We start from the raw sequence: 22,759 nt of genomic DNA on the forward strand, positions 1-22,759 counted from the left end.
GTCCGTACGGCGGGAGAACGACCCGGTCCCACCCCAGCCCCGCATCCTCGATGCTGACCCCCATCGGACTCCCCCGCGCACACCGCTACTGTGGGCCGCATGTCCGCCGCTCTCCACGACCCGACCCACCACGGGTTCGCCTCCGACAACATCTCCGGCGTCCATCCCGAGGTACTGGAGGCAATAGCAGTCGCCAACGGTGGCCACCTGATCAGCTACGGGGCGGACCCGTACACGGCCCGGCTGCAAGAAGTGGTCCGCGGCCACTTCGGTGACCGGGCCACCGCCTACCCGGTGTTCAACGGCACGGGCGCGAACGTCGCATCCCTCGCAATGCTCACCGAACGCTGGGACGCAGTGGTCTGCGCCGAGACCGCGCACATCAACGTCGACGAGTGCGGCGCCCCGGAGAAGCTTGCCGGCGTGAAGCTGCTGCCCGTCCCTGCGCCCGACGGCAAGCTCACCCCCGAACTGGTGGCCCGGTACGCCTGGGGCTTCGGCGAGGAGCACCACGCCCAGCCGGCCGTCGTGAGCGTCGCGCAGTCGACCGAGGTCGGCACCGCCTACTCCCCCGACGAGCTGCGAGCACTGGCGGAGGCCGCCCACGACAAGGGCATGAGCCTGCACGTGGACGGCTCCCGGCTCGGCAACGCCGCCGCCGCACTCGGCTGCGGCCTGGGCGACCTCACCACCGCGGTCGGCGTCGACGTCCTCAGCCTCGGTGGCACCAAGAACGGCCTGCTCGGGGCGGAGGCGGTGGTCGTCCTCAACCCCGATGCCGTCCGCGGCCCGCTCTACGTCCGCAAGCTCCTGGGCCAGCTGCCCAGCAAGATGCGCTTCACCTCCGCCCAGCTGATCGCCCTGTACGAGGGCGACCTCTGGCACCGCTCCGCCTCCCACGCCAACGCGATGGCTGCCCGGCTGGCCGCCGGCGTACGCGACCTTCCGGGCGTACGCCTGACCCAGGACGTCGCGGTGAATGCCGTGTTCGCGGTGGTCCCGCCCGATGTCGCCGACCGGCTGCGCGAACGCTATTTCTTCTACGACTGGAACGCCTCGACCGGCGAGGTGCGGTGGATGTGTAGCTTCGACACCACCGCGGATGACGTCGACGAGTTCGTGTCCGCGATCACCGCGGCCCTCGCGTGAGGTGGTGGGCAGGTCTCGGCGACGATGCCCCGGCTGTCGGCTGGAACCGGCGGCGCGGCAAGGGCACGGAGACCACGTACGCAGAGCGCAACAGGAACACCCGAACGGGAAGGAACGCGGGAAGAGACATGAGCACACCGGACTGGACGACGTGGGCCCGCGGCGAGTGGCGGCGCTGGCGCGTCGGCCGCGAACGCCGGCTGGCCGACCCGTACGGCTGGCTGTCGGTGACCTCCCTGGAGTGGCTCGACGAGACCCCCCGGGCGATCGACGGCTTCCCCGGCCTCTGGTCCGGCGATGAGGACGACGTCCGGGTCGAACTGACCGAGGAGGACGGGGTCCAGCGCGACGGGTCGCCGATCAGCGGTCTGGTCGAGATCCCGCTGCAGGAGGACGAGTCCGACGACACGCTGTTCCACGACGGTACGGTCGCCGAGGCCGGCATCCGCGGAGGACGGCCGATGGTGCGGCTCCGCAACCCCGACGCCCCGGCCCGCGCCGCGTTCACCGGCGTCCCGAGCTATGACTGGGACGACTCCTGGGTGGTCCCGGCACACTTCCGCGAGTACCCCGAGACGGTCGTCCGCGAGATCGACACCGCCTACCCGGGCGTACGCCAGCCGATGACCTTCTGGGGCGAGGTGACCTTCACCCGCGGCGACACGGACGTGACCCTCGTGGTGAGTGGCGGCACCGGCTCGGCCTTCGCGGTCTTCCACGACCCGACCAACGGGATGGACACCGCCGACTGGCGTTCGGTCCCGCTCGGCGAGGTCGACCCGGCCGGCGGCACGACCCTGGACTTCAACCGCGCGACGAACTTCCCCTCAGCCTTCATCCCCGGCCTCGCCACCTGCCCTCGGCCGGTCCCCGAGAACGAGGTCCCCTTCCCGGTGACCGCCGGCGAGCAGCGCCCGACGAACGGGGACCGACGCGGGGAATGACGCGGGGAATGACGCACACCCCCTGCCGCACACCTGGCGTACGGAGCCCCGTACGCCCCTGACGTACCCTCGACGCGTGCACGAACACGTCGCCTCCCTGCTGGCCACCCGCCGCTGGCTCGTCCTGACCGGTGCCGGGATGAGCACCGCCTCGGGCATCCCGGACTATCGCGACCCCGACGGCACCCGCCGGATCCAGCCGATGCGGATCGACGAGTTCCGTACGTCCGCGGAGGCTCGCCGGCGCTACTGGGCGCGGTCGTACGTCGGCTGGCAGAACCTGCGCCGGGCCACCCCCAACCCTGCCCACCAGGCGGTCACCGCCCTGCAGCGGCTCGGTGTGGCCGGCCCGGTGATCACCCAGAACGTCGACGGCCTGCACCAGGCCGCCGGCAGTGAGGCGGTCACCGAGCTGCACGGCTCGCTGGCCCGGGTGGTCTGCGAGGCCTGTGGCGACGTGAGCCCACGGCAGGACCTGGATGCGCGGATGGCCGCCGCCAACCCCGGCTTCGTCGGCGTCGGCAGCCAGATCCGTCCCGATGGCGACGCCGTGCTCTCCACGCTCCAGGTCGACACCTTCCGGGCCCCGCTGTGCCGGACCTGTTCGGCCGACCGCCTGCGCCCGGACGTGGTGTTCTTCGGGGACATGGTGCCCCGGGAGCGGGTGGCTCACTGCTTCGACCTGGTCGAGCGCGCCGAGGGCCTGCTGGTCCTGGGCTCCTCACTGCAGGTGATGAGCGGGCTGCGGTTCGTCCGGCGCGCCGCCAAGCGTGACCTGCCGATCGTGGTCCTGACCCGCGGCCGCACCAGGGGCGACGAGCTGGCGACGCTGAAGTGGGAGGTCGCCCTCGAGGAGGGACTGCCCGCCCTGGCCGACACCCTCACCAACAGCGATTCGACGACGATCAGTAGCCTGACCTGTCGCTGACCCTCAACCGAGGGCGATGATCGCCTCCGCCGCGCCCCGCACGGACGCCGTCAGGCGTTCGATCCGGGGCGAGCCGAGCTTCCACACCTGCCAGTAGAGGGGAACGTCGCGGTGGTCGCGCGGGCCAAGGATCTCCAGGGACCCGTCGGCCACCATCCCCTCCATCTGCACCTCGGGCACCAGCCCCCAGCCGAGCCCGGCCCGCGCAGCGGCCAGGTAGGCCTCCGACGACGGGATGTGGTGGGAGGGCGGCAGGACCTCGATGCCGTGTTCGCGCAGGAAGCGGTTCTGCAGGTCGTCCTTCGGGCCGTAGCGCAGCACCGGCATCCGGGCCCAGTCCACCACCCGCTTCCCCGCCACGGCGGAGGAGTGCAGCTCGCACAACCGCGGCGCCGCGACCGGTTGGTAGCGGATCGCGCCCAGCTTCTCGGTGCTGCAGCCCGCCACCCGCTGGGGGGCAGCGGTGACCGCGCCGACCACGTCCCCGCTGCGCAGCAGGTCGCTGGTGTGCGCCTCGTCCTCCACCCGGAGCCGGACCACCGTGTCGCCCCAGGCCGCCGCATCGTCGAGCACCGGCAGGAACCACGTCGCCAGCGAGTCGGCATTGACGGCCAGCGGCAGGATCGCCTGGCCCGGCCCACCGGTGCCGAGCGCCTCCATCGTCTCGGCCTCCAGCAGCGCCACCTGGCGCGCCATCCGCAGCAGCACCGAGCCTGCCTGCGTCGGCACGCACGGGACGGCCCGGCGGACGACCACGTTGCCGACCGAGGTCTCCAGCGCCTTGATCCGCTGGCTGACCGCGGACGGACTGACCCCCAGCTCGTCCGCGGCGGCCTCGAAGGTCCCCTCGTCGACCACCGCCAGCAGTGCGCGGAGCTGCTCGAAGTTCATGAAGGAATTCTAATCCATCCCCAGAATTCATCGTTTGCCTGAAGCTCGGCGGCCTCCTACCGTCATCCCTGGGACTCGCATCCCGCGGACCGTCGGCCGCACCGACGCCTGAGGAGGAGGTATCGCGGTGACCGCGCTGAGCATCTGGGTGACCGGCTTCATCGCGAGCATCTCGCTGGTGGCGATGATCGGGGCGCAGAACACGATGGTCCTGCGCCAGGGCATCCGCCGCGACCACATCGGCGTGGTGGTGCTGGTCTGCACCCTCAGCGACATGCTGATGATCGCCTCGGGGACCGCCGGTGTCGGGGCGCTGGTCGGCGACCACCCCCGGATGATGCGCACCCTCGCCTGGGTCGGCGCGGCCTACCTGGTCGGCTACGCGGTGACCTCCTTCCGCTCGGCGTTGCGGCCGAAGGCCCTCGTCACGGGCGGGGCCGGATCGCTGCGGACGGCCGTCGTCGCGGTCCTCGCCGCGACCTACCTCAACCCGCAGGCCTACCTGGACACGATCGTGCTGCTCGGCAGCCTGGCCAACCAGCACGGACCGGCGCGCTGGACGTTCGCCGCCGGCGCCCTGACCGCGAGCGCGCTCTGGTTCGCAGTACTGGGTTTCGGTGCACGCGCCCTGGCCGGGCCGCTGGGCCGGCCCCGGACCTGGCGCTGGATCGACACCGGCGTGGGGGTGACGATGCTCGGGCTGGCGACCCGGCTCGTGCTAGTCGCCTGAGCCCCAGTCCGAGGGGGAGCGGAGCAACGATCAGTGCGCAGCGACCCCGGCGGCCCCGTCCGAGAGCTCACGCGCCGTGTCCCGGAGGAACCGGATCACCACCTCGCGTTCCTGCGGCGTGAGCCGTGCAGCGGCGTGAAAGCGGCGGGACTGGTACACACCAACGGTGTCGGTCGCGACCTGGCGGGTCTGCTCGGTGATCCGGATGGCCGACGCACGCCGGTCCGAGGGGTGCGGGGAGCGGGTGATGTGCCCGGCCCGCTCCAGGCGGTCGAGGAGCTTGGTCGTCGAGGCGCTGGTGATGTGCAGGTGGGCGGCGATCGCTGCGCCGGTGACGATCTGGCCACGGTTCTCGCTGACGATCAGGAAGTGCAGGGCCCGCATGTCCGTACGCCCCAGCTTCATGTAGGCCTGCGAGGCCTCGTTGAGCCGGTCCTCCACGTCGCGCAACGCACCCATCGCCTGCATGAGTTCGCTGATCTGCGTGAGATCGGCGGGGGACACGGCGCCGCGGTCGACCAACCGACCACTCGGGTCGTTGGCGGCCACGTCATAGACCGACCCTGGGGCAGGGGCGGCCTCCGCGGAATCGGCAGGCATGCACCGAGTCTAGGCCCGCAGGACTTCCCATGCTAAGTTTATTGCTAGCCAAACTAGCTACTTTCTCCGCGCACCCGAAGGACCCCGACAATGACGCACGTACCTCGCTGGCTACGGATCCTGCTGCCCGCCGTCCTGATCCTCTCCTGGCTGGTCGGCGCCTCGATCGGCGGCCCGTACTTCGGCCGGGTCGACGAGGTCTCCTCCAACGACAGCACCGCCTACCTCCCGGCGTCCGCCGATGCCACCCTGGTCCAGCAACGCCTGGCGGACTTCACCGACAGTGAGGCCATCCCCGCCGTGCTCGTGGTGGCCGCGGATCGTACGCTGGGAGCCGACGACCTCAAGGTGATCGGGGACCGGATCGCCGCCACCGCCGACGTGGAGGGAGTGGCAGGGGCCATCTCGCCCGCCATCCCGTCCGAGGACGGCCGGGCCGTCCAGGCCTTCGTGCCGATCAGGACGGACAGCGACATCCCGGCCGCGGTCGGCCGGGTGGGTGACGCGGTGCGCACCGGCCTGCCCCCCGGAGTCACGGCGTACGTGACCGGTCCGGCCGGTTTCACCGCCGACCTGGCCGCGGGCTTCGCCGGCATCGACGGACTGCTCCTCGGCGTGGCCCTCTCGGCGGTCTTCCTGATCCTCCTGGTGGTCTACCGCTCGGTGCTGCTGCCGATCGCCGTGCTCGGCACCAGCATGTTCGCGCTCTGCGTCGCCCTCCTCACCGTCTGGTGGCTGGCGAAGGGCGGCGTGCTGCTGCTCAGCGGCCAGACCCAGGGCATCCTGTTCATCCTGGTGATCGGTGCGGCCACGGACTACTCCCTGCTCTACGTCTCCCGCTACCGCGAGGCGCTGCGGCACACGCGCAGCACCTGGGAGGCGACCGGGGTGGCGCTGCGCGGCTCGTTCGAGCCGATCCTGGCCTCGGGTGGGACCGTGATCGCCGGTCTGCTGTGCCTGCTGCTCAGTGACCTGAAGTCGAACAGCACGCTGGGCCCGGTCGCTGCGGTCGGCATCGCCTTCGCGATGCTGGCGGCGCTGACCTTCCTGCCCGCCCTGCTGTACGCCTTCGGGCGGGCATCCTTCTGGCCCCGGCGTCCCACGTACGATCCGGAGGCCACGCCTGCCGACGTCGTGCCCACCCACGGGGTCTGGGCACGGCTGGCCCGCGGAGTCAGCCGCCGCCCGCGCGCGCTCTGGGTCGGCACCGCCATCGTGCTGGCGCTCGCCGCGGCGGGCGCCACGCAGCTGCGCGCCGACGGGGTGCCCCAGTCCGACCTGGTCCTGGGCGCCTCCGAGGCGAGGGACGGCCAGAACGTGCTCGGCGAGCACTTCCCCGGGGGCGCCGGCTCCCCCGTGTACGTCCTCGCCGACGAGGCACGGCTCCCCGACGTCGCCCGGGTGCTCTGGGCGAACAACGGCATCGAGTCCGTGCAGGTCAGCGCCACCGGCTCCCCGACCGGCACGCTTCCGCTCACCCGTACCGGAACGGTCGGCGCCCTCGGTGCCCCCGCCGGTGCCCCCGCAGGGGTCACCCCGGGGAGGCCGGCCACCGGCCCGGCCCCGGCTCCGAAGGTGGTCGAAGGGCAGGTACTGGTGCAGGCGACCCTCACGTACGCGGCCGACTCCGCCGAGGCCGAGTCGACGGTCCGGGCCCTGCGCGACGAGCTCCATGCCCTGCCCGGTGGTGAACTGGTCGGCGGCGTGACCGCCACGTCGATCGACACCATCGACAACGCCATCCACGACCGGAACCTGATCATCCCGGTGGTCCTGTCCGTCATCCTGCTGATCCTGATGGTCCTGCTGCGTGCCGTGATTGCCCCGGTGCTGCTGATCGCGACGACCGTGCTGTCCTTCGCCGCGGCCCTCGGCGTCTCGGCGCTGGTCTTCAACCACGTCGTGGACTTCCCGGGCGCCGACCCCGCGGTCCCCCTCTACGGCTTCGTGTTCCTGGTGGCACTGGGCATCGACTACAACATCTTCCTGATGACCAGGGTGCGCGAGGAGACGGTCATCCACGGCACCCGGGAGGGCGTGCTGCGCGGCCTGGTGGTCACCGGCGGCGTCATCACCTCGGCGGGCGTCGTGCTGGCGGCCACCTTCGCGGCACTGTCGGTGATCCCGATCCTGTTCCTCGTGCAGCTGGCGTTCATCGTCGCGTTCGGCGTCCTGCTGGACACCTTCGTGGTGCGATCCGTCCTGGTGCCGGCCCTGGTCTACGACATCGGACCCGCCGTGTGGTGGCCATCGAAGCTGGCCCGCGGCAGCCACCGGTGGGACCGGACCGCTCCGGCGGATGAGCAGAACGAGGTCGAGCAGGTGGAGGCGTAGGCGACAATCTCCCCATGAGCCCGTTGCGCCGCCTCGCCGTCTTCGCCGCCGCCAGCGACGGCAAGGACCCCGCGCTGCGCAGCCTGGCATACGACGTGGGCGCCGAACTCGCCCGCCGCGGCATCGGCCTGGTGTACGGGGCGGGCGGGTCCGGACTGATGGGCGCCCTCTCGCAGGGCGCCCTGGACGCCGGCGGTGAGGTGATCGGCGTCATCCCGGAGGAGATGATCGCCCGTGAGTGGGGCCGCCACGACCTGACCCGGCTGCGGGTGGTCGGGACCATGCACGAGCGCAAGGCCGAGATGGCCGCGCTGGCCGATGGGTTCCTGGCGATCCCGGGCGGGCTCGGGACGCTGGAGGAGATCGTCGAGGTGTGGAGCTGGAGCTACCTCGGGATCATCGACGAGCCGGTCGGGTTCCTGAACGTCGGCGGGTTCTGGGACCCGTTCCTGGGCGCGGTGCGGGGCATCGCCGAGGCTGGGTTCATCCGGCCCGAGGCGGTCAGCCGGCTGGTCGTCGCCCCCGACCTCGACCAGGCCCTGGCCGGGCTGGAGAGCCTGGCGCAGGATCCGGACCCCGGCCCGGCAGGCAGCGGCGCGGCCGACGCCACCTGACCGACCCCTCAGCCCTGCCCCTCGATCGGACGGATCCCCGCGTACGTCGCGGCCCGGTCGGCCAGGCTCTCGCCGGCCCCCTCGTACAGGTGCAGCACGGCATCGATGCCGAGCGAGCGGACCTCCCGCACGTCGTCGTCGTTGCGCGCCACCACCGCTACCGTGCCGTCGAACTCGCTGGCCTCGACCTGCTCGAGGGCGTACAGGTTGGACCCGTGCTCCGGCATCGCCAGCACGATGATCTCGACCAGGTGGCTCGGGTGCAGCCGCTGCCAGAACTCCGAGTCGGTGGCATCGGCCGCCAGCACGTGCACCCCCCGGGCCTGCAGCACCGCCGCGCGCTCCAGGTTGTTCTCCACCCCGACGGCGCTGAGCCCGTAGACGTGGCGCAACTGGTCGTACGCGGCGGCCCCGATCCGGCCCATCCCCAGCACGATCGCGCGCACGTCGCCAAGGGCCACCGGGCGGTCCTCCGGCATCAACCGGCCGGTGGCCTGGACCGGGAGCGCCTCGGCGAACCGGTCGACCAGGCCGGCGCCCCGCCGGTTGACGACCGCCGCGACGACGAAACTGCCCGCGACCGCCACCGAGAGCGCGGGCAGCCACACCTGCTCGAGCAGGCCCCGGGCGACCGCGTACGCCGCGACGATCAGCCCGAACTCGGAGAAGGTGGTCAGGATCACCCCGGAGAGCACCGCCGTGCGGTTGCGCAGCCCGAACATCCGCTGCAGCAGCACGTACAGCAGGCCCTGGGCCGGCAACAGCAGGAGCAGCACCAGTCCCATCAGCACCGCCTGGCCGGTCAGGTCGCTCTCCACGCCGATGGCGACGAAGAACCCGACCAGCAGGATCTCCTTGATGCTGAACAGCGAGGCGGCGAGCGTACCGGCCCGGACCGAGGGGGCCAGCAGCAGGCCCATCACCAGCGCACCGAGCTCACCGGTCAGGCCCACCCAGGTGAACAGCCAGTAGCCGGGCACCAGGGCGACCGCGACCCCGAACAGCACCTGCAACTCGCCGCGACCAACGCTGCGCCACAGCCGCCGGAACAGCACTGTCACCGGCCACAACCCGACCAGCAACAGCACCTTGGGGTCGGGCAGGTGTTCGGCCGCCCCGGTCAGGAACCCCACCGCGAACACGTCCTGGATCACCAGGATCGCCAGCGCGGTCCGGCCGTAGAGCGAGCCGTCCTCCGAGCGCTCCTCCAGCACCTTCGCGGCGAAGACCGTACTGGAGAACGACAGCGCGAAGCCGAGCAGCACCAGGGTCCCCGCGCCGGCCCCGGCAAGCATCCGCGACCCGGCCAGGGACAGCAGGCCGAGGAAGCCTGCCCCGATCAGGGTGCTGAACACCATGTGGGGCAGCGAGGTGCCCCAGGCCTCCTTTCGCAGCAGCGCCCGGAAGTCGAGCTTGAGGCCGATGGTGAACATCAGCATCGCCACGCCCCACTCGGCCACGATGTCCAGGCCCGGCATCTTCTCCACGCCGGCGGCGGTGACCACGAAGCCGGCGGCGAGGAAGCCGACCAACGGCGGCAGCCGGACCAGGGTGGCGAGCGTGCCCAGCAGGAAGGTGACCGCCACGTAGATGATCGACGTCTCCATCGCAGCACCCCCTTCCGCCCCGGCGGTCGACGCGCGCCCGCGTCCCGGCCTGCTCGCGCACCAGCGCGGCGGCCTGCCGCCTACCGACAACATCTTACGGAGCGGGAGTCCGCCACGGGGCGTGACAGGATCGGGACCATGGCACCGCAGGGGAACGAGACGAAGATCTGGGCCCCCTCCCTCGTGCTGGTCTCGGTGGTCTCCGTGCAGTTCGGCGGCGCCCTCGCCGCCACGCTGATCCCGGTGGCCGGCGTGATGGGCTCGGTGCTGCTCCGGCTGGCCCTGGCCGCGGTGGTGATGCTCCTGGTCGTACGCCCCTCGTGGCGCGGCCACCCGCGGGGCGACTGGTGGGTCGTCGCCCAGTTCGGTTTCACGCTGGCGGTGATGAACTCGGCGTTCTACGCAGCGATCGCACGACTCCCGATCGGGGTGGCGGTCACCCTGGAGTTCCTGGGCCCGCTGGCGCTGGCCGCCATCACCTCGCGCAGCCTGCGGGACGGTGCGGCGGTACTGCTCGCCCTGGTCGGGGTGGTCCTCATCTCCGGGGCGCTGAGCGTGCCGTGGGGGGAACTGGACCTGCTCGGGATGGGCCTGGCCCTGCTGGCCGGTGCGGCCTGGGCCAGCTACATCATCACCTCCGGACGGACCGGCCAGCGGTTCGGGGGGATCGACGGGGTGGCCTGGGCGATGCTGGTCGCCGCCGTCCTGGTCGCGCCGGCCGGACTGCTGACCGCATCCTCGACGATCCTGGCCTGGCCTGCGCTGGCCCGGGGCACGGGGATCGCCCTGCTCTCCTCGGTCATCCCCTACTCGCTGGAGAACATCGCGCTGCGCTGGCTCACCCCGAACGTGTTCGGCGTCCTGCTGTCCCTGGAGCCGGCGGTCGCCGCGCTGGCCGGCCTGCTTGTCCTCGGCCAGGCGCTCAGCCCTGCCCAGACCGCCGGCATGGCCCTGGTCGTGGCGGCCAGCGTGGTGATCCGCGCCACCGCCACCCGTCGCGGCGCCGAGGAGACGACCGGGACCTGACGACCGGACCTGACGATCCCGCCGGGCGACAACCCCTATAGTTGGCGACGACGAGTCGTAGTACGCGTCACGTAGGACCCTGTTGCACGTCCGACGCACAGGACCACTTCCACCGCGGAGAACCCATGAACGACAACCCGACCCCCGGCTCCCCCACGACCGGCACCGGATCCACCGGAACCGTCACCACAGGAAGCGCTACCACCACGACCTACCGCGCCGCGGCGATCATCACCTTCGCCGCCGTGGCGCTCGGCTCGCTGGTGTGCGCCACCGACTCCAGCGCGGCCTGCCCCAACTGGCCCGGCTGCTACGTGGGCCAGGTCCTGCCCGGGGGCGGCATCAACCCGCTGATCGAGTTCGTGCACCGGGTCATCGCGGTCTCGACCGGACCGCTGCTGCTCGCCGCGGCCCTGCTCGGCCTGCGGCTGCGGCACCGCACCCCCGGGGGTCGCCGGATCGATCCCGTGGTGCAGGTGCTGCCCTGGATCGCGCTGGCGGGCGCCCTGGCCGCCGGGATCTTCGGCATGATGACGATCAAGTGGGGCCTGAGCAAGTCCCAGGGCGCGGCCGACCTCGGTGGCTCGCTGATCGCAATGGTGGCGATGACCACCGCCGCCGTGGCGCGCGCCCGCACCCCGCGGCGTACGTCACTGACCGTGACCGGCCAGTTCGCCTGGGGAGCGGTCGCGCTGCTGTGGCTGGTGCACGTCACCGGCGTGTTCGCCGCCGGCAAGGGCTCGCTGACCCGCTGCGTGAGCTGCCCGGTCTGGCAGGTCGTCGACATCGACGGGCCGGTGTGGCTGCAGGCCACCCGGATGGTGCTCGCCGCCGTGGCCATCGTCATGGTCGCTGCCGCGATCGTGACCGGGATCCGCACCGAGGGCATCCGCTGGTACGCGGCAGTGGCCGCCGTGCTGCTGGTGGTCGAGCTCTCGATCGGTCTGGTGATCCGCCAGGGCGGCACCACGTACCCCCTGTCCTCGGTCTACGCCGTGTCGATGGTCGGACTGCTCTGGACCACCACCCTGATCGCCGCCCGATCGACCTTCGTCCGGATGCCGACGGCCGATGTCGCTGCCTCCCCGGCACGCGACGAGCAGGGTGCCCGTTCGCTCTGAGGTCCACGGGCCCCGACCGGCGCGCAGGGTAGCGTGGAGGACATGAGCACCGACGCCACCACGGACTTCACCCGTCGCCTGCGCGAGGACTGCCTCGACTGCTGGGGGGCGGTCACGGACCATCCGTTCGTGACCGACCTCTTCGCCGGCACGCTGGACGACGTGGCGCTGGTGCACTACCTGGTGCAGGACTACCAGTTCTTCGACCCGTTCATCCGACTGCTCGGCGAGGCCGTCGCCACCGCCCCCACGGCACCTGCTCGGCTACGCCTGAGCCGCCAGCTGGGGATGCTGGCCACCGACGAGAACGGCTACTTCGAGCGTGCTTTCGACACCTTCGACGTCGAGCTCGACGACCGCCTGCACCCGCCGCTGTGCCGGGAGACGGTGGACCTGCTCGACCTGATCTTCGAGGCGATCGAGACCCACTCCTGGCCTCACGTCCTCTCGGTCCTGGTCGTGCTGGAGTGGATCTACCTGGACTGGGCCGAGTCCCCGGAGCGTACGCCGGCCTCCGAGCGCGCCGAGCACCTGGAGTGGATCGACCTGCACCGCGGGCACGAGTTCCGCGACTGGGTGCGGTTCCTGCGCCAGCAGCTGGATGCCGCCGAGCCCGAGGACCTGGCGGCCGCGGAGAGGTGCCAGGACATGTTCCGCCGTGCCGTCGAAGCGGAGTACGCCTTCTTCGATGCCGCCTACCACGCCACCGGGCCGTGCCAGGAGACCCCGCGCCGGCAGGTACCCGACGACCTGACCGCCCACCTGGACGACGCCTTCCACCCGCCGTACGAGGACTGAGCGGCTCAGACCGAGGCCAGCACCTGGCCGATCGCCCTCAGCTCCCAGCGCAGGTCCTCGGGCTCGATCACGGTGAACAGTTCGGGTAGCTGCAGCAGCTGTCGCGCGATCCGGCTGACGCTGGTGCCGCTGATGATCACCCGGCAGCGCCCGTCGTCGAGGGGCTCAATGAAGCCGACCCCCTCGGGCAGGCCGGCCCGGACCCGTCCCGGCGGGGCGTCGACCTCCAGGACGGCGACCACGGGGTCCGGGCTGTCGTCCGGCAGCGCCTCGCACGCCTGCCGGGCCCGCCGGTTGCGCCCAGAGAAGCGGATCGTGGTCACCTCGGCATCCGTGATCTGCTCCACCGCCCAGGTCGCGATCCGGCTGAGGTCGCGGTCATGGCCCATCAGGTACCACTGGCCGCCCCGGGCCCGGACCGCCAGTGGCTCCACGAACCGCATCGCGCTTCGACGGCCGTCGGTGAGCACGTGGAAGCGCAGCACGCAGCCGCAGCGCAGCCCCTCGGTGATCACTCCCAGCGAGCGCTCCAGCGCCTGGCCGGCCGCGGTCGCCTCGGTGTCGTGGGCGGCCACGCTCTCCCGCACCCGGGCGGGCAGCACCTGCAGGACGCTGGCCATGGCCTTCAGCGTCGCCTCCTCCACCAGCGGCTCGGGGCTGAGCAGCGCCCGCCGCAGGGCGATCGCCACGGCCGCTGCGCCGTCGTCGTCCAGGACCAGGGGCGGCATCTGCCGCCCGTGGGTGAGCCGGTAGCCGCCCTCGGACCCCGGACCCGAGACGATCTCCAGGCCCCACTCGCGCAGGCGCGCGATGTACCGCCGTACGGTCGATTCACTGACCTCCAGCGCCGCGGCAAGCTCGGTCGAGGACCACCGCGTACGGGACTGCAGCAGTCCCACGGTGGCGAGCAGGCGTTCAGTCACATCGACCATGTCTCCATGGTGCGAGGTCGCACTGACATTCCGGTAGACCCCTGAAGGGTCCGATGTCCGCTTGCCGTGCCGAGTCGTCCCAGAGGGTGCTCAGGCGGGGACGTGGTCCCCGGCACCGAGTTCGCGCAGGGCCGCCCGGAGCTCGGCCTGGGCCCGCTCCATCTCCTCCTCGGACACGTCGATGGCGGCGAGCTGGTAGCCGCGCATGTCGTCGGCCCCGAAGACGTGGATGTGCGTGTGCGGGATCTCGAAACCCGCGATCAGGTAGCCGGCCCGGGCCGCACCGGTCACCGTGACCATCGCGCGGCCGACGAGCTGGGCGACCTCGTTGAGGTGGGCCCACAGCTCGGGGCTCGCGTCGACCCACTGGTCGACCTCCTCGACCGGGACCACGAGCGTGTGTCCCCAGGCCACCGGGCCGATCGACAGGAAGGCCACGACGGTGTCGTCGCGGTAGACGAAGCGGCCGGGCAGTTCGCCGCTGATGATGCGCGAGAAGACTGTTGCCATGGCCCGAGCCTACGACCCCTAGTCTGGGGCGGAGACGACCCGCCGGCGCACCGATGCCCGGCCACCCCATCCAGGAGGAACCATGACCGGGACCGAGTCCCGCCGCGAGGCGATCATGCCGGCCGAGCTGCCGGCCGCGCCCGCGGTGAACAACACCTACTCGTACGGGGTCCGTGCCGGCGACACCCTGCACATCGCGGGGATGGTGGCGTTCGGCAGCGACGGGACGATCGTCGGGGAGGGCGACATCGCCGCCCAGGTCGACCAGGCGCTGCGCAACATGGAGGCGGTGGTGGTTGCCGCGGGCGGCAGCATGGCCGACGTGGTGGCCACCACCACCTACCTGGTGGACGTGGCCGACGCCCCGGTGGTCAGCGCCGCGCGGGCGCGCTGGTTCACCGGCGACGTCAAGCCCACGCACACCGTGGTCGGTGCGGCGGCCCTGGGGCGGCCGCAGTTCCTGGTCGAGATCGAGGGCACCGCCTACCTGGGCTGACCGGCCGGCCAAGGGGACGACTGGCCCGGCTCAGCCGAACACCTCGTGCCCGGCGATGTCGCCGGCCCGGCCGCTGTAGGCGGCCAGGACGCGCCGGTACTCCAGCGCCTCGTCGTGGCGCTGCTGCCGCTCGAGCGAGCGGACCAGCAACAGCAGGGCGTACTCCTCGGTCGGGGTCCGCTCGAGGATGGTCCGGCAGTCCGCCTCCGCCTTGGTCAGCGCGGCCGAGTGGTAGTAGGACCGGGCGCGGTACTCGAGGACGTTCGTGTCGTGGCCGACCTCGTCGAGCACGGCGGAGAAGTACCTGGCCGCGCCCCTGTAGTTGCGTCGCTCGAAGGCAGCCTTTCCGAGCCTGTACTGCAGATTCAGGTCCATGGCCGTCCAACACGGGAACCCCCGAGGGTATTCCCGCCGTCAGGGACGCCAGACCCCCAGCAGGTGCCCGCCCAGGTCGAGCTCGTGGGCGGGCTGGCCCAGGTGCTCGGAGAAGGCCTCGTGCAGCACCCTCGCCCCGAAGTGCCAGCCCGGCAACGGCCTGTGCGCATTCACCAGGATGAGCACCCCGCCGGGGGACAGGATGGCCCGGACGTACTTGACCATGGTGGCCACCTCCTCGGGGAAGAGCACCATGCCGACGTGGTCGACCACGACCACGTCGAACAGGGTCCCGGCGAAGTCGGCCAAGCTGGGTCCCTGCGCCCAGGTGATCCCGGAGTCGGCCCGGTCGACGGCGGGCATCTGGCAGAAGGCGAATCCACTGGGGTCGAAGACTGTCACCCGCGGGACCGCGGAGAGCAGCCCGCGGGCCGTGCCCGCGCCGGCCAGACTCACCAGCAGGGCAGAGACCGGCACGAAGCCGACCCGGGGGTCAAGGATGGCATCCACCAGGACGCGGTCCAGGACCCGCCGGATGGGAGCATCCTCCAGGGCCCAGGCGCACTCGGGCCGGGACTGGAAGTTACCGAGCAACTCGTCGCGCTCGGGACGCTGGATCTGGGTCACTCATCGAAAGTACAATCGTTGCTACAGCTTGGAAACACCCCTGGGTAGGTGATCTCCCCCGGAACTCCTCGGCCGGAGGAGGCGACCCGTACAGTTGAGGGCGTGACCCCATCGGTGGAGCAGGGCCCCCTGACCCTGAGCATCAACAACGACCATGAACTCGTCCTGCGTGGCCTGCACGCGATGCTCGAGCCATTCAGTGACCGCGTGCACATCGTGGAGCTGGACAGCAAGCTGCCGACCATCCATCCGGTCGACGTCACCCTCTACGACACGTACGCCATGGGCCGGCTCGACACCATCCGACTCGGCGAGGCGGTCAAGAACCCCGCCACCGGCCGGGTGGTGATCTACACCTGGGCGATCTCCCCCGACCTGTTGGCCCGAGCCGAGTCGCTGGGCGTCAGCGGAGTGATCTCGAAGCGCGTCAGCGCCGCCCAACTGGTCGAGGCGCTGGAGCGGGTCCACGCCGGCGAGCACGTCATCTCGCTCGATGTCGAGGAGCAACACCTCGACGCGCCGACCGACGGCAACGGCGACTGGCCGGGCCGGGCCGCAGGGCTGACCCAGCGCCAGTCCGAGGTGATCGCGCTGATCAACAAGGGCATGTCCAACCAGGAGATCGCCGAGGCCACCTACCTGAGCCCGAACACGGTGAAGTCCTACATCAAGGCCGCCTACCGCACCATCGGGGTCTCCAATCGCACCCAGGCCGTGCTGTGGAGCATAGAGAACGGCTTCACCGAGGACCGGGTACGGCTGCTGCCGGACTAGGACCGGGCCTGCGGGCCCGTCTGGACCGCGCCGCTCAGGCCGGACCGCCGGCCAGCACAACTGCCTGCCGAGCATCCTCGGAGAGCGCCCGCAGGACGGGCAGGCCCATCTTCTCCAGCGTGTGCAGCATGCCCTGGCCCATGTGGTCCACCACGACGGCCTCGACCTCGTTCTCGCGCAGGAACCGGACGATCCGCGCGTGGTGCGACCCCTCGGTCCCCTCGTCGTGGGCGATGTCCCAGCCGACCTGGTGGACGACCCAGTCGGAGATCTGCCGGTCGTCCCCCCGGGTCGCCACGGCGACCATCGGGGCACGCCCCCAGCGGGGCTCGACGTGGCCGTCTGCAGTAACCGGGATGGCGATCCTCATGTCCGTCACTGTACGCCCGCGCCGCTCGCGTGCCGCCTGACGATGCCGGGCCCCCGGCCGGCTGCCACCGGGTCCTAGCCTGTCCCCCATGTCCCCCACGAGCGGCCGCCAGCAACCCCGACTGTGGCCGCTGTTCGCCGGCGGGTTCCTCGGCCCCTTCGGCGGGGCGGTCACCAACACCATGCTGCCCGAGCTCGCGACCGGCCTCGGGTCCGACCTGCAGACCGCCGCCTCGGCGGTCACCTGGTACATGCTGCCGTTCTGTGCGGCCCTGCTGTTCTCCGGCTCCCTCGCGCAGCGCTGGGGGCGGGGTCGTACGATCCGCGGCGGCTTCGCGGTCTACCTCGCCGCCTCGCTGGTCTGCATCTTCGCGGCACTGCTGCCATCCGTGGCGGTGGTGCCGGCCTTCATGGCGGGCCGAGCCCTCCAGGGCATCGGCAATGCGTTCACCACCCCCGTGCTGGTCTCATTGCTGGCCGAGTTCGTCCCACGGGAGAAGCTCGGCGCCTCGCTGGGCATGTTCGCCGCGATGCAGGCGGCGGGCCAGGCCTTCAGTCCCCTGGTCGGCGGCGTCTCCGCCGACGTCGACTACCGGCTGGCGTTCGTCGTCACCGGGCTCGCGGCCCTGGTCCTGGCAGTGGTCACGCCGACCGGACGCGCCGGCAGCACCACGGGTCCGACGAACTGGCGGGCCCTCGCGAACCCTCGCCTGGTCCAGTCCTCGCTGGTCGGCTTCGCGGCCCAGGTCACCGCGACCGGCGTCACCGTTCTCGCCGCCCTGATCGCGACCGACCGCTTCGGCCTCTCCCCCACGGTGCGAGGCCTGGTCGTGGCCTTCTACGGGGTCGCCGGCCTCTTCAGCGGCAAGCTCGCCGGCCGGCTCTCCGACCGCTTCGGCATCCGTACGATGGGCGTCGCCTCCCTGCTGGTCCTTGGTGCCTCGATGGCCCTGGTCGGGCTGGCGCCCTGGGTCGTGCTGCTGCTCCTGCTGGTCGGGCTGATCGGCGCCACCGGCACGGCCGGGCGGATCCTCACCAACACCCTGGCCCTGCGCAGCACCCCGGAGAACACCGGCGGGGCGACCTCGTTCACGATGGCCGTGCAGTTCCTGGGATCGGCGATCGTCCCGGCACTGCTGCCGCTGTACGCCGTCTCACCGGCCACCGCCACCGTCGCGGCCGGCTCCGTCACCGTGCTGGGCGGCCTGGTCGCCCTCGTCCCGGTCAAGCCGGCGCGTGCCTCCGAGACCTGATCCCGCGTCCTTCCGCGGCAGGAGCACAACGGAGCACACCTGTCACATCCGTCACACCGGTTACGCCCTGCGGGTGGCAAAAGGCGCCAACTAGGGGCCAAAATGGCGTGTCTGCGCGGTTCGACGTTGCAGTAGGCACGTACGGTCACTAGCATCCAGCGTTGTTACGACATGTGCGTTGTGTCGATGCGCAGCGCCCGCCTGTGGAGGATCCGACTGGATCCGTCACAGAACCACCCCTAGGAGACACATGAACCGCACCGAACTCGTGGCCGCCGTTGCCGAGCGCGCCGGACTGTCCAAGGAGGACGCGAACCGCGCCCTCACCGCCCTGAACGACTCCCTGATGGAGGCCGCCCAGAAGGGCGACAAGGTCCAGATCCCCGGCCTGCTCACCCTCGAGGTCGTGGAGCGCGCCGCCCGTAGCGGCCGCAACCCCCGCACCGGTGAGACCATGGAGATCGCCGCCAAGAAGGCCGTGCGCCTGACCCCGGGCGCTGCCCTCAAGCGCGCCGCCAACGGCGAGGACTGAGCTCGAGGGAGGTCGACCTCCCGCAGAACCACGCAAGGGCGGGTACCGGTCGCGACCGGGCCCGCCCTTGGCCATCCCTCGGGCTCCTCGGCGCAGCGCGTGCCCTGCGTCTCAGCTGGCTCGGCGCCGCAGCACCGGGGCCGCCGTCAGCGCCACCAGCAGCGCCAGCCCGGCGCCGGCCAGGGTGACCACGAAGCCGCCCGGCGAGCCGAGACGGTCCACGCCGACCCCGGCCACCGACGAGCCGAGCGCGACCCCGGCGTTGATCGAGGTCGCGATCCAGGACAGCCCCTCGGTCACCCGGTCCCCGGGCACCAGCCGCTGCACCAACGTCTGGCCGGCCACGAAGGTCGGTGACAGCGTCAGGCCGGTCACGAACATCAGCCCGGCCAGGAGCACTATCGAGTCGGCGAAGAAGAACGTGCCGGTCCCGCATGCGATCAGCACGGTGCCGCCGATGAAGTGCTGCCAGGGCGCACCGCGCCACTGCCGGGCGCCGTACACCAGCCCGGCCAGGAACGATCCCAGCGAGAACACCAGCAGCGCCGGGCCGGCCAGCGACGGCCGGCCCACCTCGCCGGCGAAGGCGACGGTCGAGACGTCCACGGCCCCGAACACGACACCCATCATCAGGTACGCGGCGAACACCAGCCACAGCACCCGGATCCCCCGCAGTCGCGTCCCCGAACCGCGCTGCCCGCCAGGCCCCGGCGCGCCCGGCCGCCCACCCGAGGGTGGGGGTTCGGTCGCGCGCAGGGACAGGAACAACCAGCCCCCGGCGAGTTGCGCGAGCGCGGCGACCACCAGCGGCAGCCAGGGCGCCACCGCCGCCGCGAGCCAGGTCGACAACACCGGTCCCAGCATGAACGACACCTCGTCGAGGGCGGCCTCCATCGAGTAGGCCGTGTGCAGCTGGCCTGAGCTGCCGGCGACGTGGGTCCAGCGGGCCCGTACGAGGGAAGTCATCGAGCCCTGGGTCGCGCCGGCCACCAGCGCCAGCCCGACCAGGAGCGCGGCCGGTGCGTGCTGGGCCGCGGCGTACGCCAGGGCGAGGTTCGCCAGTCCCGAGATGGTGACCGCCGGCCGCATCACCAGCGACTGGCCGTAGCGGTCGACCGCCCGTGACAACTGTGGCGCACACACCGCCACGGCAAGCACGTATGCGGCACTCGTAGCCCCCGCCCAGGCGTACGATCCGTACTCGAGGGAGATCAACATGACCATCGCCAGACCGGTCATGCCGATAGGGAGACGGGCCACCACCCCCGCCGAGGAGAACTGCCACGAGCCGGGCAGCCGTAGCACTTCCCGGTATCGCGTGAGCACGCACCCATCGTGCCACTGCCGGGGCAGCTCGCCGCAGGCGCGGCCCGCCCCTCGCCTGCAGGGTTCGACGGCCATCCCGCCCGCCCGGTGCCAGGTCCCGCATCCTCCATACTTCCCCGACGTGGCCGCGCAGGCGACCATGACGTCGGACGCATCCAAGGAGTCCCCATGTCCGTCACCCGCACAGCGGGCCAGAAGCTGAAGACCGACCCCGCGCTGCCGCCCGTCGCGGTCGTCGAGCCGATCAGCTTCCCCCTCCGCCAGAAGATCCTCTTCCTGGCGCTGGGAATCATCGGTGCCGTCGCCTGGTTCTTCATCGCCACCCTGCGTGGCGAGAACGTCAGTGCCGTCTGGTTCGTCCTCGCCGCGGTCTGCACCTACTTGGTCGCACTGCGGTTCTACGCCACGCTGATCGAGCGCAAGATCCACCAGCCCGACGACACCCGGGCCACCCCTGCCGAGGAGTTCGCCAACGGCCGGGACTTCGAGCCGACCAACCGGTCGGTACTGTTCGGCCACCACTTCGCCGCCATCGCCGGCGCCGGACCCCTGGTCGGCCCGGTGCTCGCCACGCAGATGGGTTACCTGCCCGGCACGATCTGGATCATCGTCGGCGTGGTCCTGGCCGGCGCGGTCCAGGACTACATGGTGCTGCACCTGTCCATCCGCCGCCGTGGTCGCTCGCTCGGCCAGATGGCGCACGAGGAGCTCGGCACGGTCGGCGGCTGGTTCGCCATCGTCGGCGTGTTCACCATCATGATCATCCTGATCGCGGTGCTCGCCATCGTGATCATCGGCGCCCTCGCCTCCTCCCCCTGGGGCGTGTTCTCGATCGCCATGACGATCCCGATCGCGTTCCTGATGGGCGTCTACATGCGATTCATCCGTCCGGGCAAGGTCGGTGAGGCCTCGGTGATCGGCATCGTCCTGCTGGTGCTGGCGATCGCCGGCGGCTCGCTGGTCAACGGCCACCCGCAGCTGTCGAAGTTCTTCACCCTGAGCCCGGTCGAGCTGGCGTTCGCGATCGCGATCTACGGCTTCATGGCGGCGATCCTGCCGGTCTGGCTGCTGCTGGCCCCGCGCGACTACCTGTCGACCTTCATGAAGGTCGGCACGATCGTCTTCCTGGCGCTGGCGATCCTGATCGTGCTGCCGGTGATGCAGATGCCGGCCGTCACCAAGTTCGCCCTCGACGGCACCGGCCCGGCCTTTGCCGGCAACCTGTTCCCGTTCCTGTTCATCACGATCGCCTGCGGCGCCCTGTCCGGGTTCCACTCGCTGATCGCCTCGGGAACCACCCCGAAGATGATCCAGAAGGAGTCCCAGGCCCGGCTGATCGGCTACGGCGGCATGCTGACCGAGTCGTTCGTCGCGATCTCCGCGCTGATCACCGCCGCGGTGATCGACCAGCACCTGTACTTCGGCATGAACGCCCCGCTGGCCCTGACCGGGGGCACGCCGGAGACCGTCGCGGCGTACACGAACGGGCTGCACCTGGTCAGCGGGGCGGGCATGCCGCTGCCGGACGCCACCGCGGCACAGTTCGCACAGGCGGCGAGCGAGGTCGGCGAGAAGTCGATCATCTCCCGTACGGGTGGCGCCCCGACGCTGGCCTTCGGCATGGCACACATCCTCAGCCAGATCCCGATCGTCGGCGCCGCAAAGGCGTTCTGGTACCACTTCGCGGTGATGTTCGAGGCGCTGTTCATCCTGACCACCGTGGATGCCGGCACCCGGGTGGCCCGCTTCATGCTGTCCGACTCGCTGGCGAACATCCCCGGCTGGCAGCGCTTCCGCGACCCGTCCTGGCGCCCCGGCGCCTGGTTGTGCACCGCCATCGTCGTGACCCTGTGGGGATCGATCGTCGTGATGGGCGTCACCGACCCGCTCGGTGGCATCAACATGCTGTTCCCACTGTTCGGCATCGCCAACCAGTTGCTCGCCGCGATCGCACTGACCGTGGTGTTCGTCGTGGTGATGAAGAAGGGGCTGTTCAAGTGGGCCTGGATTCCCGGCCTCCCGCTGGCCTGGGACCTGTTCATCACGATGTGGGCCTCCTGGCAGAAGATCTTCTCCCCCAACCCGAAGATCGGCTACTGGTCGCTGAACGCCGCAGCCCGGCAGGCCCGGGCCGCAGGCGCGCAGACCTTCCAGGGCGCCAAGACCCCCGACCAGATCGACATGGTGATCCGTAACACCGCCGTCCAGGGCACCCTCTCGATCCTGTACGCGGGCCTGGTGCTGATCGTGTTCCTGATCGGCATGCGGATCGCCATCCGCGCGGTGCAGAAGAACGGGCTGCCCACCTCGGAGGCCGAGGGGATGCCGTCGAAGATCTTCGCGCCGTCCAGTTTCGTGCCGACTAGACTGGAGAAGGAAGTGCTCGCGGAGTGGCAGGCCGCGGGTATCGATCCGTCCGGCGACGGCCGCCTCCCGGGGATGCACCACACCAGCCAGCAGGAGACGGTCCAGGAGGAGAACCAACTGTGACCATCGACGACCCCACCACCCCGACCCAGGGGCGTTTCGCCATCGCCGTGGAGGAGGCGCGCGGCGACGGCTCGGCCCCCCTCCCCGTCCCCCAGGACGGCGACATCGTCCAGCGCACCTGGCGCGGGGCGGTGGCGGTCGTCCGCGGCCTCTCCGGGCTGGACAAGTACGACCGCTACGTACGCCACCAGGAGCGTACGCATCCCGACGAGCCCATGCTCAGCGAGGCCGAGTTCTGGCGCTGCTCCTGGGAGGCGGAGGGCAACAACCCGCGGGCCCGCTGCTGCTGAGCACCTTCCTCCGGCACAGCCGCGGATGCTAGCTCCAGCCGCG

General features: G+C 71.2%; 24 protein-coding genes. 15 read left to right on the plus strand and 9 right to left on the minus strand.

Annotation, left to right across the window (positions count from 1 at the left end):
* Positions 1-99 precede the first annotated feature (99 nt).
* The 3 genes from GA0111570_RS11630 to GA0111570_RS11640 all read left to right on the plus strand — a co-directional run bounded on the left by GA0111570_RS11630 (position 100) and on the right by GA0111570_RS11640 (position 3,021).
* Positions 100-1,149 (plus strand): threonine aldolase family protein, encoded by a 1,050-nt coding sequence (locus GA0111570_RS11630; protein ID WP_092611188.1) that lies wholly within the window; start codon positions 100-102, stop codon positions 1,147-1,149.
* A gap of 128 nt (positions 1,150-1,277) precedes the next feature.
* Complete coding sequence (locus tag GA0111570_RS11635) at positions 1,278-2,093, plus strand: DUF1684 domain-containing protein (protein ID WP_092611191.1); 816 nt, start codon at positions 1,278-1,280, stop codon at positions 2,091-2,093.
* A gap of 76 nt (positions 2,094-2,169) precedes the next feature.
* The gene (locus GA0111570_RS11640) at positions 2,170-3,021 is read left to right on the plus strand and encodes an NAD-dependent protein deacetylase (RefSeq protein WP_092611194.1); all 852 of its coding nucleotides are present in this window, start codon (positions 2,170-2,172) and stop codon (positions 3,019-3,021) included.
* 3 nt (positions 3,022-3,024) lie between these two features.
* Here the strand turns inward: GA0111570_RS11640 and GA0111570_RS11645 are convergent, their stop codons facing one another.
* Positions 3,025-3,912 carry a LysR family transcriptional regulator ArgP gene (locus GA0111570_RS11645; protein ID WP_092611197.1) on the minus strand — a complete coding sequence of 296 codons (888 nt, stop codon included), beginning with the start codon at positions 3,910-3,912 and terminating at the stop codon, positions 3,025-3,027.
* Positions 3,913-4,039: 127 nt separating this feature from the next.
* On the opposite strand from GA0111570_RS11645, the gene GA0111570_RS11650 reads away from it, so the two are divergent.
* A complete protein-coding gene (locus GA0111570_RS11650) occupies positions 4,040-4,642 on the plus strand; it encodes a LysE/ArgO family amino acid transporter (RefSeq protein WP_245703169.1) in 603 nt (200 codons plus the stop codon).
* Between the two features lie 30 nt (positions 4,643-4,672).
* On the opposite strand, the gene GA0111570_RS11655 is transcribed toward GA0111570_RS11650, so the two are convergent.
* Entirely contained in the window at positions 4,673-5,242 is a 570-nt protein-coding gene (locus tag GA0111570_RS11655) for a MarR family winged helix-turn-helix transcriptional regulator (protein ID WP_092611200.1), read from the minus strand.
* Positions 5,243-5,332: 90 nt separating this feature from the next.
* Between GA0111570_RS11655 and GA0111570_RS11660 the strand changes: the two genes are divergently transcribed.
* Positions 5,333-7,576: an MMPL family transporter gene (locus GA0111570_RS11660; RefSeq protein WP_092611203.1), complete on the plus strand. Its 2,244-nt coding sequence runs from the start codon at positions 5,333-5,335 to the stop codon at positions 7,574-7,576.
* Positions 7,577-7,590: 14 nt separating this feature from the next.
* Positions 7,591-8,190, plus strand: coding sequence for an LOG family protein (locus GA0111570_RS11665; RefSeq protein WP_092611206.1), 600 nt, complete (start codon positions 7,591-7,593; stop codon positions 8,188-8,190).
* Positions 8,191-8,198: 8 nt separating this feature from the next.
* Here GA0111570_RS11665 and GA0111570_RS11670 read toward each other — a convergent pair whose 3' ends face one another.
* Positions 8,199-9,797, minus strand: a complete 1,599-nt coding sequence (locus GA0111570_RS11670; protein WP_092611209.1) for a cation:proton antiporter family protein — start codon at positions 9,795-9,797, stop codon at positions 8,199-8,201.
* A gap of 138 nt (positions 9,798-9,935) precedes the next feature.
* Here GA0111570_RS11670 and GA0111570_RS11675 point away from each other — a divergent pair, with 138 nt between their 5' ends.
* The 3 genes from GA0111570_RS11675 to GA0111570_RS11685 all read left to right on the plus strand — a co-directional run bounded on the left by GA0111570_RS11675 (position 9,936) and on the right by GA0111570_RS11685 (position 12,742).
* Positions 9,936-10,823 (plus strand): EamA family transporter, encoded by an 888-nt coding sequence (locus tag GA0111570_RS11675; protein ID WP_092611212.1) that lies wholly within the window; start codon positions 9,936-9,938, stop codon positions 10,821-10,823.
* A gap of 125 nt (positions 10,824-10,948) precedes the next feature.
* Positions 10,949-11,944 carry a COX15/CtaA family protein gene (locus GA0111570_RS11680; RefSeq protein WP_092611215.1) on the plus strand — a complete coding sequence of 332 codons (996 nt, stop codon included), beginning with the start codon at positions 10,949-10,951 and terminating at the stop codon, positions 11,942-11,944.
* A 42-nt stretch (positions 11,945-11,986) separates the two neighbouring features.
* A complete protein-coding gene (locus GA0111570_RS11685; RefSeq protein ID WP_092611218.1) occupies positions 11,987-12,742 on the plus strand; it encodes a TenA family protein in 756 nt (251 codons plus the stop codon).
* 5 nt (positions 12,743-12,747) lie between these two features.
* Here the strand turns inward: GA0111570_RS11685 and GA0111570_RS11690 are convergent, their stop codons facing one another.
* Both GA0111570_RS11690 and GA0111570_RS11695 read right to left on the minus strand, forming a co-directional pair.
* A complete protein-coding gene (locus GA0111570_RS11690) occupies positions 12,748-13,674 on the minus strand; it encodes a helix-turn-helix transcriptional regulator (protein ID WP_092611221.1) in 927 nt (308 codons plus the stop codon).
* Positions 13,675-13,764: 90 nt separating this feature from the next.
* Positions 13,765-14,184, minus strand: coding sequence for an HIT family protein (locus GA0111570_RS11695; protein WP_092611224.1), 420 nt, complete (start codon positions 14,182-14,184; stop codon positions 13,765-13,767).
* An 82-nt stretch (positions 14,185-14,266) separates the two neighbouring features.
* Here GA0111570_RS11695 and GA0111570_RS11700 point away from each other — a divergent pair, with 82 nt between their 5' ends.
* The gene (locus tag GA0111570_RS11700; protein WP_217634137.1) at positions 14,267-14,680 is read left to right on the plus strand and encodes a RidA family protein; all 414 of its coding nucleotides are present in this window, start codon (positions 14,267-14,269) and stop codon (positions 14,678-14,680) included.
* A 30-nt stretch (positions 14,681-14,710) separates the two neighbouring features.
* Here the strand turns inward: GA0111570_RS11700 and GA0111570_RS11705 are convergent, their stop codons facing one another.
* Both GA0111570_RS11705 and GA0111570_RS11710 read right to left on the minus strand, forming a co-directional pair.
* Entirely contained in the window at positions 14,711-15,055 is a 345-nt protein-coding gene (locus GA0111570_RS11705) for a tetratricopeptide repeat protein (protein WP_092611227.1), read from the minus strand.
* A 39-nt stretch (positions 15,056-15,094) separates the two neighbouring features.
* On the minus strand, positions 15,095-15,682 hold the full coding sequence (locus tag GA0111570_RS11710; protein WP_092611230.1) for a hypothetical protein: 588 nt from the start codon (positions 15,680-15,682) through the stop codon (positions 15,095-15,097).
* Positions 15,683-15,784: 102 nt separating this feature from the next.
* On the opposite strand from GA0111570_RS11710, the gene GA0111570_RS11715 reads away from it, so the two are divergent.
* Complete coding sequence (locus tag GA0111570_RS11715) at positions 15,785-16,456, plus strand: response regulator transcription factor (protein ID WP_217634138.1); 672 nt, start codon at positions 15,785-15,787, stop codon at positions 16,454-16,456.
* Between the two features lie 34 nt (positions 16,457-16,490).
* On the opposite strand, the gene GA0111570_RS11720 is transcribed toward GA0111570_RS11715, so the two are convergent.
* Positions 16,491-16,826 (minus strand): NifB/NifX family molybdenum-iron cluster-binding protein, encoded by a 336-nt coding sequence (locus tag GA0111570_RS11720; protein ID WP_092611233.1) that lies wholly within the window; start codon positions 16,824-16,826, stop codon positions 16,491-16,493.
* A gap of 88 nt (positions 16,827-16,914) precedes the next feature.
* Between GA0111570_RS11720 and GA0111570_RS11725 the strand changes: the two genes are divergently transcribed.
* Both GA0111570_RS11725 and GA0111570_RS11730 read left to right on the plus strand, forming a co-directional pair.
* Positions 16,915-18,078, plus strand: coding sequence for an MFS transporter (locus tag GA0111570_RS11725; protein ID WP_092611236.1), 1,164 nt, complete (start codon positions 16,915-16,917; stop codon positions 18,076-18,078).
* Positions 18,079-18,328: 250 nt separating this feature from the next.
* Positions 18,329-18,610 (plus strand): HU family DNA-binding protein, encoded by a 282-nt coding sequence (locus GA0111570_RS11730; protein ID WP_092611239.1) that lies wholly within the window; start codon positions 18,329-18,331, stop codon positions 18,608-18,610.
* 111 nt (positions 18,611-18,721) lie between these two features.
* Here the strand turns inward: GA0111570_RS11730 and GA0111570_RS11735 are convergent, their stop codons facing one another.
* Positions 18,722-19,936, minus strand: coding sequence for an MFS transporter (locus GA0111570_RS11735; protein WP_175557465.1), 1,215 nt, complete (start codon positions 19,934-19,936; stop codon positions 18,722-18,724).
* Between the two features lie 168 nt (positions 19,937-20,104).
* Between GA0111570_RS11735 and GA0111570_RS11740 the strand changes: the two genes are divergently transcribed.
* Positions 20,105-22,426, plus strand: a complete 2,322-nt coding sequence (locus GA0111570_RS11740) for a carbon starvation CstA family protein (protein WP_092611245.1) — start codon at positions 20,105-20,107, stop codon at positions 22,424-22,426.
* A complete protein-coding gene (locus GA0111570_RS17850) occupies positions 22,423-22,716 on the plus strand; it encodes a YbdD/YjiX family protein (RefSeq protein WP_217634139.1) in 294 nt (97 codons plus the stop codon). The genes GA0111570_RS11740 and GA0111570_RS17850 overlap by 4 nt, the downstream gene beginning before the upstream one ends.
* Positions 22,717-22,759: the final 43 nt, after the last annotated feature.

The sequence above is a fragment of the Raineyella antarctica genome (assembly GCF_900092135.1).
GTDB classification, from domain to species: Bacteria; Actinomycetota; Actinomycetes; order Propionibacteriales; family Propionibacteriaceae; genus Raineyella; species Raineyella antarctica.